The 18,086-nt window shown below is 69.0% G+C and carries 12 protein-coding genes; 8 read left to right on the forward strand and 4 right to left on the reverse strand.

Annotated features, from left to right (window positions below; translation table 11 throughout):
• Positions 1-265 precede the first annotated feature (265 nt).
• From ACSG06_RS07515 to ACSG06_RS07550, 8 genes are all read left to right on the forward strand, one after another.
• A complete protein-coding gene (locus ACSG06_RS07515) occupies positions 266-2,029 on the forward strand; it encodes a hypothetical protein (RefSeq protein ID WP_440989644.1) in 1,764 nt (587 codons plus the stop codon).
• Positions 2,026-4,707 carry a PKD domain-containing protein gene (locus ACSG06_RS07520; RefSeq protein ID WP_440989645.1) on the forward strand — a complete coding sequence of 894 codons (2,682 nt, stop codon included), beginning with the start codon at positions 2,026-2,028 and terminating at the stop codon, positions 4,705-4,707. The genes ACSG06_RS07515 and ACSG06_RS07520 overlap by 4 nt, the downstream gene beginning before the upstream one ends.
• Positions 4,708-4,746: 39 nt before the next feature.
• Positions 4,747-5,433 (forward strand): cob(I)yrinic acid a,c-diamide adenosyltransferase, encoded by a 687-nt coding sequence (locus tag ACSG06_RS07525; protein ID WP_440989646.1) that lies wholly within the window; start codon positions 4,747-4,749, stop codon positions 5,431-5,433.
• 72 nt (positions 5,434-5,505) lie between these two features.
• Complete coding sequence (locus tag ACSG06_RS07530) at positions 5,506-6,624, forward strand: hypothetical protein (RefSeq protein WP_440989647.1); 1,119 nt, start codon at positions 5,506-5,508, stop codon at positions 6,622-6,624.
• Positions 6,625-6,645: 21 nt separating this feature from the next.
• On the forward strand, positions 6,646-7,686 hold the full coding sequence (locus ACSG06_RS07535; protein ID WP_440989648.1) for a hypothetical protein: 1,041 nt from the start codon (positions 6,646-6,648) through the stop codon (positions 7,684-7,686).
• 12 nt (positions 7,687-7,698) lie between these two features.
• Positions 7,699-8,370, forward strand: a complete 672-nt coding sequence (locus ACSG06_RS07540) for a hypothetical protein (protein WP_440989649.1) — start codon at positions 7,699-7,701, stop codon at positions 8,368-8,370.
• Positions 8,371-8,452: 82 nt separating this feature from the next.
• The gene (locus tag ACSG06_RS07545) at positions 8,453-10,156 is read left to right on the forward strand and encodes an ATP-binding protein (RefSeq protein ID WP_440989650.1); all 1,704 of its coding nucleotides are present in this window, start codon (positions 8,453-8,455) and stop codon (positions 10,154-10,156) included.
• Positions 10,153-13,017 (forward strand): outer membrane protein assembly factor BamB family protein, encoded by a 2,865-nt coding sequence (locus ACSG06_RS07550; RefSeq protein ID WP_440989651.1) that lies wholly within the window; start codon positions 10,153-10,155, stop codon positions 13,015-13,017. The genes ACSG06_RS07545 and ACSG06_RS07550 overlap by 4 nt, the downstream gene beginning before the upstream one ends.
• A 7-nt stretch (positions 13,018-13,024) precedes the next feature.
• On the opposite strand, the gene ACSG06_RS07555 is transcribed toward ACSG06_RS07550, so the two are convergent.
• From ACSG06_RS07555 to ACSG06_RS07570, 4 genes are all read right to left on the reverse strand, one after another.
• Positions 13,025-13,735, reverse strand: coding sequence for a DICT sensory domain-containing protein (locus ACSG06_RS07555; RefSeq protein WP_440989652.1), 711 nt, complete (start codon positions 13,733-13,735; stop codon positions 13,025-13,027).
• 2 nt (positions 13,736-13,737) lie between these two features.
• On the reverse strand, positions 13,738-14,130 hold the full coding sequence (locus ACSG06_RS07560; protein ID WP_440989653.1) for a DUF7344 domain-containing protein: 393 nt from the start codon (positions 14,128-14,130) through the stop codon (positions 13,738-13,740).
• Between the two features lie 114 nt (positions 14,131-14,244).
• A complete protein-coding gene (locus ACSG06_RS07565) occupies positions 14,245-17,019 on the reverse strand; it encodes a COG1361 family protein (RefSeq protein WP_440989654.1) in 2,775 nt (924 codons plus the stop codon).
• Entirely contained in the window at positions 17,012-18,082 is a 1,071-nt protein-coding gene (locus tag ACSG06_RS07570; protein ID WP_440989655.1) for a hypothetical protein, read from the reverse strand. Before ACSG06_RS07570 ends, ACSG06_RS07565 begins: the two co-directional genes overlap by 8 nt.
• Between the last annotated feature and the right edge of the window lie 4 nt (positions 18,083-18,086).

An 18,086-nucleotide genomic window follows, 5' to 3' on the forward strand; every position in this document is an offset into this window, starting at 1 on the left:
CGCGGCAGCAATAATACTGTCTCTCAAGTACTGCAATTATAGAGTATAGTTAGAAAATTTTAACATCTACTGCCTGGTTGTTGGTTCTATGGATGGTTATTCGTCGTCTCTGAGCCGACGGCGGTTGCTTCAGGGGGTCGGTGGGACCGCAGCTACCATGCCGCTCATAGGGGTTACCACGGCGGATCGAACTGCCACAGGTGGTGTCACGGATCGACCGTCGTACGGCTGGCAAGCGATGCATACGACTCGGGTGGGGAGCGATATGCGGCCCGGGAACGCCGAGAATCCGGAGTGGGTCGGTCAGACGTCCGCCGGGCTCTCGCTCGTCAACGTCAGCTGGGAGGACTGGGGGAATCCGAATCCGGACTTCGATGACGGGTCGTACCAGGGTTGCTGGCGCTACACGTTCTCCGCCAGCTCGCTCGCACTCGCGCTCCGCCTCACCGAGGTTCCGTCGGGGAACGGGACCCGGCTGGAGTTCAATCCGGACCACCCGAGCGTCGGATACGATCGGTACGACGACGGATACCAGTCGTACGTCGGCACCGAACTGACCGTCCGCGGGCCTTCCCCCGGCGACGGTGAACAGCCGCGCAATGCGGCCCAGAACGTCGATATCTCCCCTCGGCACGACCCGCAACTGTTCAGTGTCATCGACGGACGAGCGATGCGCGAGCAGCTGATCACCTCGTGCCAGGACCCGGAACTCCGTGCAGGGTTCGGCGACATCGCCGGGATGAACGGCGGTGAACACGCACGAAACGGGAAACAGGCCATCCAACAGGTCCGGGAACACAATCAGGACGCGATGGCGGTCACCGGTGTCGGTCTCGGTGCGGCCAGTCTTGCCGTCGCCGGTCTCGCGACGGTCCTCTCCGGTGGCACCGTCCTGCTGGTCGCTGGTGCCTCCCTGACTGTCGCCAGTGTCATCACGGAGATACTCAAGCTGCTTGGCGACAGGAGCATCGACTGGCTCCCCCCGAACGCCGGGTTCCGTGTTCGTGCGCCGACGGACGGGGCAGAACCGGTCGCTGGATACAACGTCGTCTTCGACGCGTACGTGACACCCGGTTCCCGGACGTTCGTGACGGTAGGGACGGAACACCCGGTCGACCGCGACCCTCGTGACCGGTACGTCGACAACGTCACCTCGCTGGCGGACTACGAGTGGAAGGTAGACATCGACGCTCCGCCGGCCCCGCACGAAGCGGATGTCGGCGACCAGTGGAAGTACAGTTCCGCGTGGCTGTCGACGGGAACCTCGTTCAGTCGGAACCGAGGTCAGCCACCGATTCCGGGCTACGAGCGGCTGAGTTCCACGGCACGAGACGTCTGCAGCGTCCCGATAATCCCCGGTATCGAGCCCATGGACGTCTACCGGCTCGGGGATACGGTCCGGCTTCGAGCGACGGAACCGATTCGGACGACGAGTGGCATCCAGCGCTTCGAGTGGGACACGGAGCACGAGACGTACGGCACTATGGGAACCTGGTGCGGTCCGACCATCTCACCAGAGACACAGTCGGGTCGCGAGTTCGAGATCGACTGCGACAGTTACGGGATCTGGCGGACGGAGTTGCGCGTAACAGACCAGAACGGAAACACCGGCCGGACGACGTACCGCTGGGAGGTCAGACGGCCCTGGAGCTCGGACCTCGGCATCACCAGTCCCGAACCGGGCAACGAACTGGCGGCTGCGGAGTTCCCGGACGATGGGAACCCATACTCGGTCGATCTGACGTTCGAAGCGGACACCGGAGACGGCGAGACCATCGATGCTACGTGGAGCTATTGGGGCATCGTCGGTGGGGGAATGGAGGATCCAGAGTGGGGATGGGTCGAGTTCTCGAGTGGCTCACAGGCCACAATCAGGTGGACGGTCGACGGACGGAACACGAACGAACTGGCTCACCCGTTGCGCGTGAAGTTCGAGGAGTGGGACTGTACCGGACAGCGTATCTGGGACACGATGACCATCGAGCGGCTTCGGAGTGCCGACGACGGGCTCGGAGGTGTCCACAGATGACGGGCGGCTTCGACAGACGAAGCTTCCTCGCGGCGGTCGGTGCACTGGGGACAGCGTCCGGTATCCCGACCCCGACCGCTGCCGAGGCGGCTGCGAAGCTCCGCGCGACGGCGGACGCAACCGCCGAGTACACGGACGCGAGGTACCGCAGCCGGCACTGGTCGACCCAGCACAACACGTACTTCGAGCCGGTCTACCGGACGAATCCGGGGACTCTGTCGCTCCCGTTTCGGGCGAAGTCGAGTTCGCAGCTCGAACTGATCGACGTCGATTGGCAGGAGTTCGGGAACCCGGCACGTGACCGCAACCAGGACGGCTGCTGGCGATACAGTTTCCGCGTCACGTCCGTCGCTGCGATGCTGGAGCCGGAGACTCCGGGTGAGACGGACGGTGACTGGACCTTCGCGAGCAACCCCGAGCCGCAGCGGGACGCAGACGACCTCGACATCGAGACGACCATCGACGTCCGTGCGCCGAAGCTGTGGTCGAGTATCAGGCAGGTGATGCGCCGAAACGATGGCTCGGGTGAAGACTTCCTCGACGACCTGAACGAGGACCAGCGACGCCGGTTCGGTCGGTGGGACCACGTCGCGATCGCGCCTCGGCATGGGTACTCTCACTTCCAACTCATCGACGGCAACGAGTTCGCCGGTGCCCTCTACGAGGTGCTCGATTCCGGAGATGACGAGGACCGCGAACAGGTCCGTACGTTCCTGAACGCGCTCGCCAGCAAGCCGGGTGAGGACACACCGGTCCCGAACTACAGTAACGTGAAGGACGTGTGGCGTGGCGAGGTCGCGTCCGGAACGTCGGCGACACAGCCCGAGCGGCGCGCCTTCAACATCTCCCGGGGGCTGGGTGGGATCATCGCGGACGTCGGAGCGGAGCTCACCTCTGAGGTCGCGTTCGAGGCCGCGTCCGAAGCCATCGGCCGACTCAACCAGGTACTCACGATCGTCTCCATCGTGAACAACCTGCAGACCATCTTCGAAGGTCCGGAGGAGGCTGGAACGGCACATTACCGTGGCTTCGAGTTCGAGTACCCACCGGACCAGTCGAGCGCAAAGAACGGGCCGATCGGTGGCCATAGCGTCGTCTTCGACGCGTATGTCACGCCCGGTGAGACGACGTTCTTCAAGGCACAGTCGAAGAACCGGCAGTCGATGGACACCTGCGACCTCGGCCCAGGCGACGATATGGACCGGGTTATCAACGACACCACCTGGGCGGTCCGAGTTGAGGCTCCCGAGGGCCCAGAGGCGAGCGACGCCGAGAAGTACGGGTCTGTGGAACTGAAGAACGGCCATCCGTCGAAGAACACGCGCTTCGGGCCGTCGCCGGGCATCAACTGGGACGTCGACTCCGTCCAGCAGGGCAGACCGGTTCGGTTCGACGCGTACGATACGGCCCTCCACACGACCGACGACGTGAGCTACGACTGGACCATCGGAAAGCCGATCGACGACGACTGGGGAGACTCGGGCAGTCCGGACGCGACCGACGTCTACATCGAGGCCGAGGGGACCGGCAGCACGACGACCCACGCCTTCGAGGACGTGGGGACCTACCACGTCATCCTGCGGGCGACCGAACAGCGCGACGACGAGGAGAACGTGGAGAAGGTGACCGTCGAACGGCTCGAGGTCAGTCCGGCCCCCCAGAACGCGGCCATCGAGGAGCCGTCCAGCCTCGTCGCGGAGGTGGACGAGACGGTAACCTTCGACGGGAGCTTCGAGTACGATGGGGCCGACGACACCGTCACGGAGTACTGGCGGTTCCCGCGCGCGGCGAGCAGCGAGTACCCGGGCGGCATCGATTTCCCCGGTGGCATCGACGTCGGTGGCGACCAGCCGACGAGCGACACGGTCTGGCTTGAGGGGTCGAACCCGTCGTTCCAGTTCACCGTGACCGGGACGTGGGAGGTCGCATACGTGGTGCAGGACGAGGACGGCAAGACCGCGATGGACTTCGTCACGGTCTACGTCGTCGAGACCCAGGAGGCACTGGACGCGGAGATGAGCGACCGGGTCCACGCGGATCTCGCGGTCAGCTCCGAGACGCCGGCACGGCTGGGCGAATCCGTCCAGCTGGTGGCCAGTGCCGGGTCGTACGCGGAGGGCGAGCTGGTGCGGCTGGGTTACGACTGGGACCTCGAGGGGACGGGGACGTTCAGGGACCTCGGCGAGATCGCCGAGGAGGCGGGCCGATCGAACGTCAGTGGCGCGCTCTCCGAGGGCACCGTCGAGATGCCCCGCCGCGGAACGTTCCAGGAGGAGGGCACCCGCGACGTCGGCGTGATGGTGTACGCGTGGGACCCGGACGCCGACGGGGGCGAGAACCCACTCAAGGCGAACGTGGACCGTGTCCAGTTCGACGTGGTGCCGCCCGAGGAGTACGAGGCACGTGTCACGCGCATCGCGAACCCACCCATCAGTCCCGGGAGCGGTGCGCCACCGGAGACGTTCGAGATGTTCACGGCGAAGTTCTCCGAGTTCACCGACCACGCGGTCGAGTACCGCTGGCGGTTCAGCGGCGACGGCGAGGAATGGGACCGGGTCACGGAGACGGTCGGGCCGGTCGCCCACCAGTACCCGGACACCGGCGAGTACACCGTTCGGCTGGAGGTCGAGTACGACAACGGGCACGTCTCGACCGACGAGACGACGGTGTGGATCTGACCACGTCGTTGAAGTGCCGACCCGTCGAACTCCCGGACGATGACCGACAGCGAGCGGGGCGACGGCGATCAGCGGCGATGTGACGGTGGGGTCGGACCGGCGGCGACCCCGATCGAGCCGTCGGCGCCCGAGGAGTTCGGCCTCGTCCAGGCGTTCTGGGGCGACGGGAAGGGCAAGACCACCGCGGCGCTCGGGATGGCGTTCCGCGCCGCGGGCCACGGCTACCGCGTCCACGTGCTCCAGTTCATGAAGGGTGGGGCGGACAGCGTCGAGGACGTCCGCGGCGAGTACAACGCCATCGAGGCGATGCCGGGGCTCTCCTACGAGAACACGGGACACTACGGCTGGCACGGGTTCATGGACGGCTCTGACGACGACGAGCACGCGGCCCAGGCGGCCGGTGGGATGGCTCGGACCGAGGAGGTTCTGGCGGGCTGCGGGGAGACGGACCTGACGGCCCCGCTCGCCCTCGACGGCGACCCGACCGACGGCGTCCACATGCTCGTGCTGGACGAGGTGCTCTATGCGGCGAACCGGGGACTGCTCGACGTCGACGAGGTGCTTGCGCTCGTCGCGGGCAAGCCCGACGACCTGGAACTCGTGCTCACGGGCGGCCACGAGCGCCCGGACTGGCTGGACGACGTGGCCGACCTCGTGACGAACGTCCGGAAGGAGCGCCACCCCATCGAGGCCGGCCAGCGGGCACGGAAGGGAACGGAGTTCTGAGCACCTGTCGTGGCCCGCGTGCGTAGGCGCACGGCCCGAAGTATTTTGTCTCGGATATGAATACACGTGTGTATGTCACTGCTGCCGGTCGATACCGACGCCCTCGAAGACATCTGTCGGTCCGTCGCGATGGCGAACTACGGGTTTCTGTACGTGACGGACAAGCGGGGGGAGATACAGAATCGATACGAGAGCGCAGACACCGGCACGCTCAACGCACGCAGCCTGTCCACGTCGGACCTGAAGAAGGCGCTCCGGGACCTGACCGAGGACGAGTTCTCCGACCTGGAGCAGATCCGCGACGGCGTCTACTACGTCGACACGTTCAGCGTGGGGAGCTCCGACGCCGTCACGAACGAGCTGACGAGCGTGTTCAGCCAGCGCATCGTCATCACGTCGGAGACGCTCCGGTCGCGGTTCGACCTGGCCATCGACGACGTGGACTACTTCGCAAGCGAGCTGGCGTCCCGCGACCTCGTGGCGCGAATCACGGCGGGCGAGCGCGACTACTACACCATCGGGCCGCGGCTGAAGGAGCACGCGGGTAACGTCGGGCTGGACTCCCAGCTCGAGCGCAAGGCCGCGCGGGGGAAGATAAGCCACAGCGACCTCGAGAAGGTGGTCGACGTGGCGGCGACGACCGACGTCATCCGCTACCTCGAGCAGGAGGGGTTCATCGTCGACCTCGACGGCGAGTACCTCGTCAAGAGCGCGCTCGACGAGTTCGCCCGCTACGTCGCGAGCGAGACGGAGGACGCCGTCGAGGAGCAGTTCGAGGACTCGCAGTACCTGGTCCCCACGCCTGAGTTCCCAGGGGTCGTCCGCTCGGAGATCGAGACCCGGTTCGACGTGCTCTCGCAGGCCCACGGCATGCAGGACGAGATCGTCGAGGCGACCCAGAGCGCGCTCGCCGACCGACTGGACCTCGAGGTGGGCCGGGAGATGGTGGTGATGCGCGACGAGTTCGACGCGTACGTCGACGGGGAGGCGCGGCGGGTGCTGACCGACGTGAAGTCCGAGCGGGACGTGCTGCCGGCGTCGCCGACGGAGTTCGAGGAGGCGGCGAGCGAGCACGTCGAGGAGATGCAGGTGAGCAACGACCCGTCGGTCAACCGGTACGTCCGCGAGGCCGTCGCGGACCGGTACGCCGACGTCGTCGCGGAGCAGGAGTTCGGGGGCGTCGACACGTAACCAGCAGTCAGAGTTCAGACAATGCCACGAAAGTACACGTTCGAGACGACGACCGTCGATGGCGTCGAGTACGTCATCGCGAACCCGGTGAACGAGACCGACGAGATGGTCCGCATGGAGGCGGACTGGACCAACGGTGACGACGTAGAGGGCGAATGGGAGCGCGCGGTGCGGGCCATCATCAAGGGCGACCTCCTCGGTGAGATGAACCTCGAGGAGGGCAACGGCCGCATCGACCGGCAGACGGCCATCGAGACGCTCGCGGCCGCCGAGGACGAGCACGGCAAGGTCGTCTCCAGCGAACGGCAGGCCGACGCGCTGCTCGAGTACTTCGAGGACCAGGACATCCTCCGGTTCGACGGCAACGACGTCGTGTTGCTCCAGGACCCGCGCGACGACGAGCTCTCGGGCCGGGCCGCGCTGAACTGGGCGGCCGGCATCGAGGCCTGCGTCGACAAGATCGACGAGACGATGGACCGCGTCGAACGCGCGAAGGAGAAGCTCGAGTCCAAGATGGACGAGATCGACACCGGGTCGAACCGCATCGACGAGCGCATCCAGGAGACCGCCCAGGAGCTGAAGGCGCTCGGCGACGGCCCGGGCGTGCCGGACGACCCGTCGCAGCTGGACGAGAGCGAGCGCAACCGCTACAACCAGCTCAAGCGCCAGTTCATCTACCACAAGCAGATGAAGGAGGTCGACCAGGAGAACCTGCTCGAGACCGTCGAGGCGGGCACCTCCGAGCTGGCCCACCAGATCTCCATGCTCAACTCCGCGAAGGAGGCCCTCGTGACGAAGGAGCAGGAGATCCGGGTCGTCGCCGTCCAGAAGCGCGAGTTCCCGAACGACGCGACGAACATCGTCGAGAACATGGGAACGCTCGCGACGAAGCTCGGCGGCGTCGGCGACATCGACGAGAAGATCGACCAGACCTCGGCGACGGACCTCGCGTCGATGGTCGAGGACACCGTCGGCGACGTGCAGGACGTCGCGGAGACGGCCGAACAGACCGCCGACGAGGAGGTCGAGACGGACGCGGACGCGGTCAACTTCGAGGTGTAAGGGGGTCGACTCGTGTCGGCCACGTCGACCGTGCTCCGGGTGGAATCGTTCTTCGGGACGCTCAGACGCGTCGACGAACACGTGGAGACGCTGCTCTCGGTCCAGACCTACGACCGCACGTCGGTGTCCCGAACTGCCGACGAGGCGACCAGCGCGCTGGCGGAGCTGGGTGACGCGCTCGTCGTCGCCGCACCGTTCCCCTCCCAGATCGGTCGCACCGACGACGGCCTCGGGGAGGCAGTGACGGGCGTGCTGGAGGCGCAGTACGCGGACCCGGATGCGTGGGCTACCGACGAGCCCGGAGCTCCGGCTGCCGTGACCGTGGACGAACTCGTCGCGGCGGGGCGGCTGGAGCGCCGCGCCGACGAGCTGGTCGTCCCGCTGGCCGAGACGGGCACTGCGGCGCGGAACTGGGGCCCCGTGCTCGCCGTCATGCGTGCCGTGACCGCGGACCTGCTCGACCGGGCGGAGACGCTGGCCCGCCGGAGCCGGACGGCCGAGACCCCAGGCGCACGGGCGGCCTGCGAGAGCCTGGCCCGGATGCTCGCGTCGCTGCGAGACGTGCTCGTCCGGGCCAGCTCGGGCGCGGCGTTCGTGGGGCGACGGACGGACCGCCGAACTGACCGGCCGCTCTCCTTCGCGGAGTGGGCGGGCGGGCGACTGAACGGAGGAGACAATGCTTAATCTGACGCCGATACTGCGACAGGACCAGCCGACCTCACACGTAAAGATAGGCGAATCGAAGCTCGGGCAGTCGAGCGACGTGGTGGAGATACGCCACAAGAACCGGTCCGCCCACTTCCTCGTGAAGCCGGTCGACGACGGGCCGCTCGCGGGCGAGACCATCGGCAACAAGGTGCGGATGCACCGGAACGTCGCCGAGCTGTTCGGCGGCATCGACTCCGCGCGGGACTTCCGGGTGGACCCGAACGCGTCGGTCCACGACGTGGTCGAGTGCGACGCGGCGAAGATCCACGCCGGGGGCAACGACCCCGAGAAGCTGGAGTCGTTCCTGCGGTCGACGAACTACCTCCTGCACCCGTTCGAGGAGGTCGTCAAGCAGGGCGACGGGCTCGCGACGTTCACCGCGGCGAAGGTCGAACCCAGCGGCTACACGACGGTCCGGGTGACCGACGACACCGACATCGAGTTCATCGGCGCCGGCGAGCTCCGCGAGCTGAAGGCGACCGAGTCGAAACGGGCCAGAGGCGGCGGTGGGCCGACCCACGGCGGCGGTCCCGGCGGCGGCCAGCAGGTCGCCGAGGACGAGGCCGTCGAGGTGAACCTCGAACCGAAGAAGCCGACGGTCTCCTTCGAGGAGGACGTCGCCGGGCTGCCCGAGGTCAAGCAGACGGCGCGGATGCTGCTCGCGCTGTTCGACGCCGACACGCGGAACGAGGTCGAGCGACGGTACGGGCAGGCCTTTGCCTCCCGTGGCAGCTCGATGCTGCTGTACGGCCCGCCGGGCTGTGGGAAGACGCTCGTCTCCGAGGCCATCGCCCACGAGGCGATGTACAACACGAACATCGAGGACAACTACGGCCCGGTGAAGTTCCTCGAGGTGCGGGGCTCCGACATCCTCTCGAAGTACTCCGGCGAGTCGGAGAAGCGCGTCTTGGCGGTGTTCGAGAAGGCCCACGGCATCGCACAGGAGGGCTTCTGCGTGCTCTTCTTCGACGAGGTGGAGACGCTGATCCCGGACCGCGGGGACGACTCGCTCCAGCGCCACGAGCGGTCGCTGACCAACGCGTTCCTGCAGGAGATGAACGACGTCGAGGACAACCTGCTGGTCATCGGCGCGACGAACATGCCCTTCACCATCGATCCGGCGGCGACCCGCCGGTTCCCCATCCAGCAGTTCATCCCGCAGCCCGACGAGACGGTGATGGCGGAGGTGTGGCGCAAGCAGCTCGACTCCCTCTCCACGGCCGACGAGCTCGACTACGAGCGCCTCGGCGGGGCCTCGGTCGGCTACACGCCGGCGGAGGTCGCCGACCGCATCCTCGGCAGCGAGTTCCAGCGCGAACTCGTCGAGAGCGTCATCGACGGCGACCCCATCGTGCCCGACACCGACTACCTGCTGGAGAAGCTCGAGGCATCGGAGCCGAAGACGGTGCGGCAGTACGTCGCCAGCGTCCGCGAGAAGACCGAGGACCTCGAGGGCTACCCGGAGATGCAGCGCTACGTCGAGGCACAGGCCGATCGGCTGGGGATGCGCCTCGGCGGTCAGCAGAGTGCGCTCGAATCCCTGCTCGGCGCGGGCGGAGGCGGTCCCGGCGGTGGTGCGGGGTCCACCGACGATGGTACTGCGGGTGACGACAGGGGGGCCGACGATGGAACGGGCGGCGACGCGGCCACGGACGGCGGGGCCGACGATGGAACGAGCGGCGACGCGGCCACGGACGGCGGGGCCGACGGCACGAGGGGCGGGGAACAGGACGCCGACGGCACCGGAGGGGGTCCGTCGTGAGCGGCTACGCCGAGATCGCGGCGTTCGAGCTGCCGGCGGTCGCGGCCAGCGACGGTGGCGTCGACGACGTCGCGCTCGTCGCGGACGGCAACGTGACGTACGTCCGGGGCACGGAGCGAACGACGCTCCGGGTGGACGGCGAGCCGGTCGACGTCGCGGTGGGCGACCTCGTCTACGTGCTGACCGCGGACGCGCTGCTCGCGCTCGCCCCGGAGAACGGCGGTTCGCGGGTCTGGTCGCTCGACCTCGCGGACGCGGGAGTCGAAGGCGTCGCCGCGCTCCCCGAGACCGACGTGGTCTGCGTGCTCACCGACCGGAACCTCGTCGGCGTGGACGGGGAGCGCGGCTCGCGTCGCTGGACGGTCGACCGCCCCTACGCCGATGTCGGCGGGGAGGTCTCGTTCGTCGCCGCCGACGGGCGGTTCCTGCTCGGCGCGTGGTCGTTCGTCACCGGGGTCGACGCCGACGGCGAGCAGGTGTTCGACGCGGACCTCGGAAGCGCGCTCACGGGGGTCGGCGGCACCGGCGGCACCGTCGTGGCGGCGCTGAAGTCAGACCAGCTCGTCGGTGTCGACCCCGGGTCCGGTGACGTGGAGTGGCGCACCGAGATCCGGCCGACGCAGGTCACGCCACGGGGCGACGACACCCTGCTCGTGCGGACCGCCGACGGGCTCCTCGCGGTCCGACCGGACGGTACCTACGAGTCGGTCGAGGGGCTGCCGGCGGGGGCGGTGTACCCGGCGCGGAGCGGCGACATCGTCTGCATCTACCGCGAGGACACGCTCTCGGTCCACCGCCGGAGCGTCGACGTCGACAACGTGGACGCGGCCATCGGCGTCGAGAGCATCGGCCCGGCAGCCCCGCTCGTCGTCGAGCTGACCAACGAGGCCGAGACGGCGGGCAGTGCGACGGTGACCATCGCGGTCGACGGCGTCACGACCGCCCGTCGGAGCGCGACGGTCGACCTCCCCGCGAACGACAGCACGACGGCCGAGTTCGAGGTGACCGGCGTCGACGACGTGGATGCGGCCGGCGTAGGCGTCTCGGTCGACGGCGTCGAACTGGCGAACAGATCGGTGGAGATCGACCGGCCGGACCCACCGGACGAGTCGGTCTCGGCCGAGCTGACGGTCGACCGCGTCGAGGGGGCGACCGTCCACGCGACGCTGTTCGTCCACAACGAGGGCGAGGTGCTGCAGGAGCTCCGGGTCCGCGAGGACGACCGCCACGTCGGCGCGGTCGCACCTGGCGAGACCAGCCGCGTCGAGCTGACCGAGCGCTACACGCCCGGTGAGGCGTTCGAGCGCACGGTCGTCGACGACACCGGAGCGACGGTCGCGACGGCGACGACGACGGCGACGGACGGCGCGGTCTCGGTGACGGTCGAGCCGTCCGTGGGCGAGGCGTTCCTGTTCGTGGACGTGACCGTGGAGAACCCGACCGGGACGGCCGTCGCGGACACGCTCGTGCTCGTCGGCGTCGGTGACGCCGGCCCGGTCGAGCGGACCGTCGACGCAGCCCCGGGGGCGACGTGGACGCTCTCCGTGGCCCTCCCCGGCTACGTCGCCGGCTCCCTCGACGGGAACGTGGTCCGCGCACGGCTCGACGGTGCCGGCATCGAGGACACGGCCGAGCTCTCGCTCGGGAACAGCTTCGCGGGAACCGCGGGCGGCGGAGGCCAGCCCGGTGGAACTGGTCGACAGCAGCGTGGCGGCGGTGGCGGAGCCGGCGGCCGACAGGCGGGCGGACCGCAGGCCGGTGGCGGACAGGTCGGCGGATCGCAGGCGGGTCGTGGACAGGGGGGCCGTGGCGCCACGGCCGGTGGCTCGCCGACCGTCTCGCTCCGCCGCGCGGTGGCGGACGACGAGCCGGCGGCCACCGAGGCGTTCCTCGAGTACCTCGCCGTCGACGTCGAGGGACCCATCGACGACCTCACGCTGGCGGTCGACGGCGAGCAGTTCCCGCTCGGTCCGTTCGACCGCGGCGAAGAGCGCCGGTACCAGCGGGCACACGCGCTCGCCGGTCGCGGCCACAGCCAGCTCCCTCCGGTCGCCGCGACCGCCGGGGGGCGCCAGCTCGCCGAGACCGGCACGATGGCGGTCGACGTACGCGACGGTCCGCTCGCGGTGCGTGCGAGCGTCGACGCGAGCGGGCGCACGGTCCGGGTCCGCGGCACCGTCGAGAACAGGACCGACGAGTTCTGCACCGTCGAGGGCGTCGACGTCACCTGGGTGGGCGCCTGGGACATCGACCCGCGCGGGGACGGGCTCGCCCCCGGTGAGACGGTCCGCTGGTCGGGCAGCGTCCCGCGCGAGGAGACCGAGCTGGCCGCCGACGACGAGGTGGTGCCGCTCACCGTCGAGTACGACGGGAGCGGCCGGTTCCAGTCGCTGGCAGCGGTCCATCGCGACTCCGGAACGGGTGCGTCCGTCGCGAGCCGTCTCGAACCCGGCATCGGTCGGGAGACCCACGTCGCCGACACCTACAGCAAGGTCGTACTGAACCTGCGGAACGTCTCCGAGGAGCCCCTGGAGGGGCTCGAACTCGCCGCGACCGGCGACAGGCTGAACGACATGATCTACGTCGAGGAGACGGTCGAGTCGCTCCAGCCCGGCGAGGCTGTCGAGCACTACGTCGACGTCAAGCCGGCAGAGAACGACCGGGACCTGGCCGTGGACGTCCTGGTCAGCTGCGACGGCGAGACGGACCGCCTCGCCCTCGATGGGCCGGTCGCGGCCACCCCCGAGGAGTGGGTTCGGGCCCACCTCGACGAGTGGACGGCTACCTGGGAGGGCGAGGAACCCGCGGCGGAGCTTGCGGTCCCGACACACCTCTCGACGGCGTTCGAGCAGACCGACTGAGGGGGTGTCAGTCGACGCCAGCTTCGGCGAGGAGTTCGGCCTCGATGCGGTCGACGAGGTCGGGGTCGTCGGTCCAGAAGCCGTCGTACGCGCCGTCGTACTCGCGGCCGACGAGCCCACAGACCTGGGAGCGTTGCGTCCCGCCGTCGAAGGTGACGACCCAGAACCGTTCCAGCGATTCGTCGCCGTAGCCGTGGAACGTCACGCCGGGGATCGCCGGCGGCTCCCAGTCGGGTGCGCCGTAGACGTGGATGTCGAGACCCGCCTCGCCGAGCGTCCAGTACCACTCGACCTGGTCAGCGAACGCCGAGAGATGCTGGAAGCTGACCAGCAGCCGGCCGTTCCCGACGCGCCGGGCGCGGTCCTCGATCTCCCTGCTGACGGCGAGGAGCTGGCGGCGGTTCATCGCGGTGAACACCGTCTCGTCGAGCACCTCGAACAGAACCCGGTAGCCCGGGGCGACGTCCGCGGGCTCGGAGGGCCTGACGACCGGCGGGGTGAGCAGCCACTCCAGCTCGTCCAGCGGGATCGCGCCGACGAACTCGCCGGCCTCCTCGACGACCACGAACGGGTCCGGTGCGTCCGGTGGGAGCTGTTCCCAGTCGACCGTCACCGAGTGCGTCTCGAACTGCCGTTCGATGTCGGTCTCGTCCCCGCGACCGTAGACGGTGAACCGTTTGTCGCTCCGTTTGACGCGCTCGAGAAGCGTGTCCAGCATCGTCACCCTCTCGACTTCGACCCGGCGCCGACGCTCTCGCGGACGATGTTCGCAACCGCCGGGTCGAGCGCGCCGATCTCGACGGTGTCCGCGACCTCGTCGCGGTCCACCAGCCCTGCGTCCTCGAGCAGCGGCAGGTGCACGTGGACGAGCTCGGTGAGACGGCGGTCGCGGTCCGCCGCGGTCACCAGTCGGCCGCTGTCTGTGGCCTGCCAGCCGGCGAGGAGCGTGGCCAGCTGGTCGGGACTTGCTGGCCCGGTCGTCAGAAGCGAGTAGAGCACGCGCCGGCGGTCGGTCGCTGCGAGAGCCCGATAGAGCTGGTCATCGGTGAGGCCGGCCGCCGTGGTCGCACCTCGTGTGTCGCCTCGTGTTGGGTCTGAATGATTCCGGCCCATCGTACGTACAAATCCCTCACGATTAACGATAAACGTTGTTCCGGGATGCAGCCCCGCGCCAGCCCACCGAGCGGAGAGTCCCGACGTGCCGATACCCACCGGGAACGCGCCGCCCTACACCAGGAACTCGCCGCTGACCGCCTCGTTGGCGTCGGAGACGTACGCCAGCGTCCCACGCGCCAGATGGACGAGCAGCGCGACGAAGGCGAGCACGTAGCCGCCGGTGACGACGAACATCGCGGTCCGGGCGGTCGACAGCGCCGACAGCCGCTGGTTCCGTTCCTCCCGGATGGAGTCTGCGGTCTCCTGCTCGCCGGCCGCCTCGAAGTGGCCTATCGCCTCGTCGTACTGCGCGGCGATGTGCGCGCGTCGACCGTCGAACGGACCGAGGTTCGCCGGGTTCAGCAGCAGCGGCGTCCCACCGACCGAGGTGAGCATCGATCCGCTGAGGTTCTCGCGGGCCGAGCGGGCCTCCTGCAGGCTGGCCTGTCCCCGGCTCACGTTCGCCGAGTAGGCCTCGAACGCGGCGTCAGCATCGGCCTGCAGCCGTGTCGCGCGTTCCTCCTCGCCCTCGAGGACGGCGATGCGCGCGAGGCTGCGCTGGATCATCGCCTCCTCCAGCAGCGACGTCTCCTCGCTCGCGAGCCGGTCCTCGTAGTACGACCGCTGGGTCGCGATCTCGTCGTTCAGCACCGCGTTCCCCTCGTCGAGCGCCTGCTGGCCGAGCTCGCGGAGTTCCGGGTCCTCGATCTCCGAGACGTAGAGCGCAACGGTGTTGTACGCCGAGGCAGCCCGGACGAGCTCCTCCTGGGCCGCCTCGTTGCCCTCCGACTCGCGGACCGCCTGGACGCGCTCGGTCGCGTTGAGGAACTCGACGAACGTCTGCGCGGCGGTGAACCCGCGCGAGATGTCCTGCCCGGAGTCGAGGTCGCCCTCCTCGATCTTCTCCTCCAGCCGGGTCAGCAGCTCGTCCATCGAGCCCGCCGACGTGCCGAGTTCGGAGTCGTCCTCGTACGACTGGAGCCGTTCGTGGGTCGCCTCGCCCTCGATGATGCCGGGCTCTGCGGTCACGGTGATGGTCCGTGGCTCGACGTCGTCGCCGTTCACACGGTAGGTCCACTCGTAGGGGGTCAGCACCTCGGCGTCGGTGTCGAACTGGAGGCTGAAGACGGTCTCGCTCTCCGAGCCCGCCGCGAGCTGCTCGGGCACGTCGCGCTGGACCGTGAGCCAGCCCTCCTCCGGGCCGTCGAGGCGCTCCAGTTCGAGGTCCTCGATGGCGTTGTAGCCGAGCGCCTCGGACACCGTCACCGTCCGGGTGTCGGTCCGGGTGATCTCCAGCTGGCCGAACTCGACGGCGTCGGTGTCGACGCCCAGCTCGGTCTCGTGGGCGACGGAGAGCGGCACCTCGACCGTCTGGGTGCCGGCGGAGGCGTTGCTGGACGTGAATCGGAGGTTCAGCGTGTGCTCGCCAGCGGGCACCTCGCTGTCGAGGGTCACGTCGAGGACGTACTCCCGGCTGTCCTGCCCGGGGATCGTGTCCGAGGCCCGCGTCAGCTCCGCGCTGACGTACCGGTCGTCGAAGTCCGGCGAATCGACGCTGACGTCCTCGATGGCCAGCGGCAGGTCGCCCGTGTTCTCGATGGTCGTCCGGACCTCCCGCGTGAACGTCGACTCGCCGCGCGGTTCGTCGAAGGTGTACGACGCCCCCGACCCGGTCGGTTCGCCGAACATCGCGGGGTAGATGACCCGGGCGTCGATGCGGAACGATTCCGGCTCGGCGTCCGGGTCGTCGGTCGCCAGCTGCACGGTCCAGGACTTCTCCGCGTGCTGGACGGCGTCCGCGTCGATGGAGACCGTCGCGGAGCCGGTCCGGCTGTCGCCCGCACCGAGGCTCCCCGCCAGTCCGGAGACGGACGCGGAGGCGTTCCGGTTGACACCGCTCGGGTCGCTGACCGACACGTCGACGGCGGCGTAGCCGGTCTGTTCGGCGATGGTCACCGGGACCGTCTCGCTGGTCCCGACGAGCACGTTCCCGACGTCGACGACCGGTTCGTCGGACTCCACCGAGGTCGCCTTCACGACGTCGACGTCGAACCTGACCGTCTCGACGTTCCCGAGACTGTCCTCGAGCGTCAGCTGCACGTCGTGGAGTCCCTCCCTGGCCGCCTCGTCGACGGTGACGTCGACGACGACCGACTCCGTCTCGCCGGCGTCGACGCGGTCAGGCGCACCCCTCGTGGACACGGTGAAGTCCGTCCCGGCCGACGCCTCGGCCCGCACGAGGTCCATGTCCCCCGCGCCGGTGTTCTCGAACTCGACGGTGACACTGGTCGTCTGCTCGTCGGCCCCCTCGAACCGGACCTCGGGCGGTGACCCCGCGTCGGTGCTGCCGAACCGGGGCTCGACGTACGTCACGTCGGCTTCGAGGTAGCCGGTCATCCCCCGACCACGGGAGATGTAGACGGAGCGCGTCCCGTCGGTACCGGACTCGCCCTGGGACGTCCCGGTCGCCTCGTACTCGACCTCGTACGTCTCGCCCTGGGTCACGGTGAAGGTGTTGGTCGAGCCTGCGTCCCCGTCGCCGCTCCAGCGGTCGAACTCGAACGTCACCTCGCCCTGGGTGCGCTCCTGCGGGGCCGTGACGCTCCCGTTGCTGCTCGCGGTGAACTCGATGGACGCGGTGTCGCTGTCGCTCTCGCCCGGGAACGCTCGCTGCAGATCGAGCTGTGCCGTCTGGGGCGCCATCGTCGCAGCAGCTGTCGACGCCATGCCGGCGTCGTCCCCGGTGGGCGCGGGAGCCACGTGGCCCGCCGTCGTCGGCACCGCGACAGCTGCCCCGGCGAGCAGGAGTACGACCAGCCCGACCGCGAGGCCGGCAGTCCTACGCATCGTGACCCCCCTGGAGCACGACGATCTCCCCGACGTTCGCCGCGTCGACGGTCCGCCGCCAGACGACGAGCCGGTGGGTCACCAGCATCGCGAACAGCGCGACGACGGCACCGTAGCCGACGAGCAGGACGGTGCTCGCCAGCGCCAGGGTCGTCCGGGCCGTCGAGATGTCCGTCCGGAGGTCCGCGAAGCGGCTCTCCCGGTCGGAGAGGGCGTTCTCGCCCGCCCGCTGTTCGGCGTCGCGGACGTCCGTCAACGTGCCGCCGGACTCCAGGTAGAGCGAGAACGTCCCGAACAGCTCGCCGCTCGCGACCGCACTCACGCCGTCGCAGGACGAACAGCTGTCGAGGAAGCCGCTCGCACGCTCCTCGGCGGCGTTCATGGCCGCGACGTCGCGCTCGTACTCGCTCCGCAGCTCCTCGACGCGCAGGTTCACCTGCGAGAACTTCTGGGTCGCGCCGGCCTGGCGGAACGCGGTCGCGGCCTGCCCGAGCAGCTGTATCTTCTCGGGGGTCCGCGTCACGTCGGAGGCCGACTGCAGCAGCGCGTCGCCCTGGTTCTCGTAGAACCGGCTGAGTGCGAGGTCCGCCAGCGGCGCGTAGGTGCGCCCCTGCTCCTCGAGCGTCCGGACGTGCCCGGCGGTCCGGTTCGCCGCCGCTAAACTCTCCGCAACGGAGCCGTTCTGGGCGGCCGTGTAGCTCTCGTTGAACGTCCGGAGCAGCGCCAGCACGGTCCCCATCTCGCGTTCGGTCGCGTCGTCGAACTCGACGACCTGGAGCTTCGAGACCGCGAGCGAGCGGATGGTCTCGAACTCCGTGTACTGCTCGAACGCCGGCGTGCCCGACAGCTGGTTGAACGCCGCCAGGTACTCGTCGGCCGTCTCCGGCGGCATCTCGTTCTGTGCCTGTCCCACCGTCGAGTCGGCCTGGGTGTGAGTCGGCCCTGCCGTGTCACCGGTCGTCGCCGGCGCGGCGGGCGTTCCACCTGCGCTCACGGCGACGGCCGGCGTCGCGGTCACGGACGCCAGCACCACCAGCCCGACGAGGAGTTTCAGTCCATCCATCGTA

The organism is Haloarchaeobius baliensis, assembly GCF_052060055.1.
In the GTDB taxonomy this organism is placed as follows: Archaea; Halobacteriota; Halobacteria; order Halobacteriales; family Natrialbaceae; genus Haloarchaeobius; species Haloarchaeobius baliensis.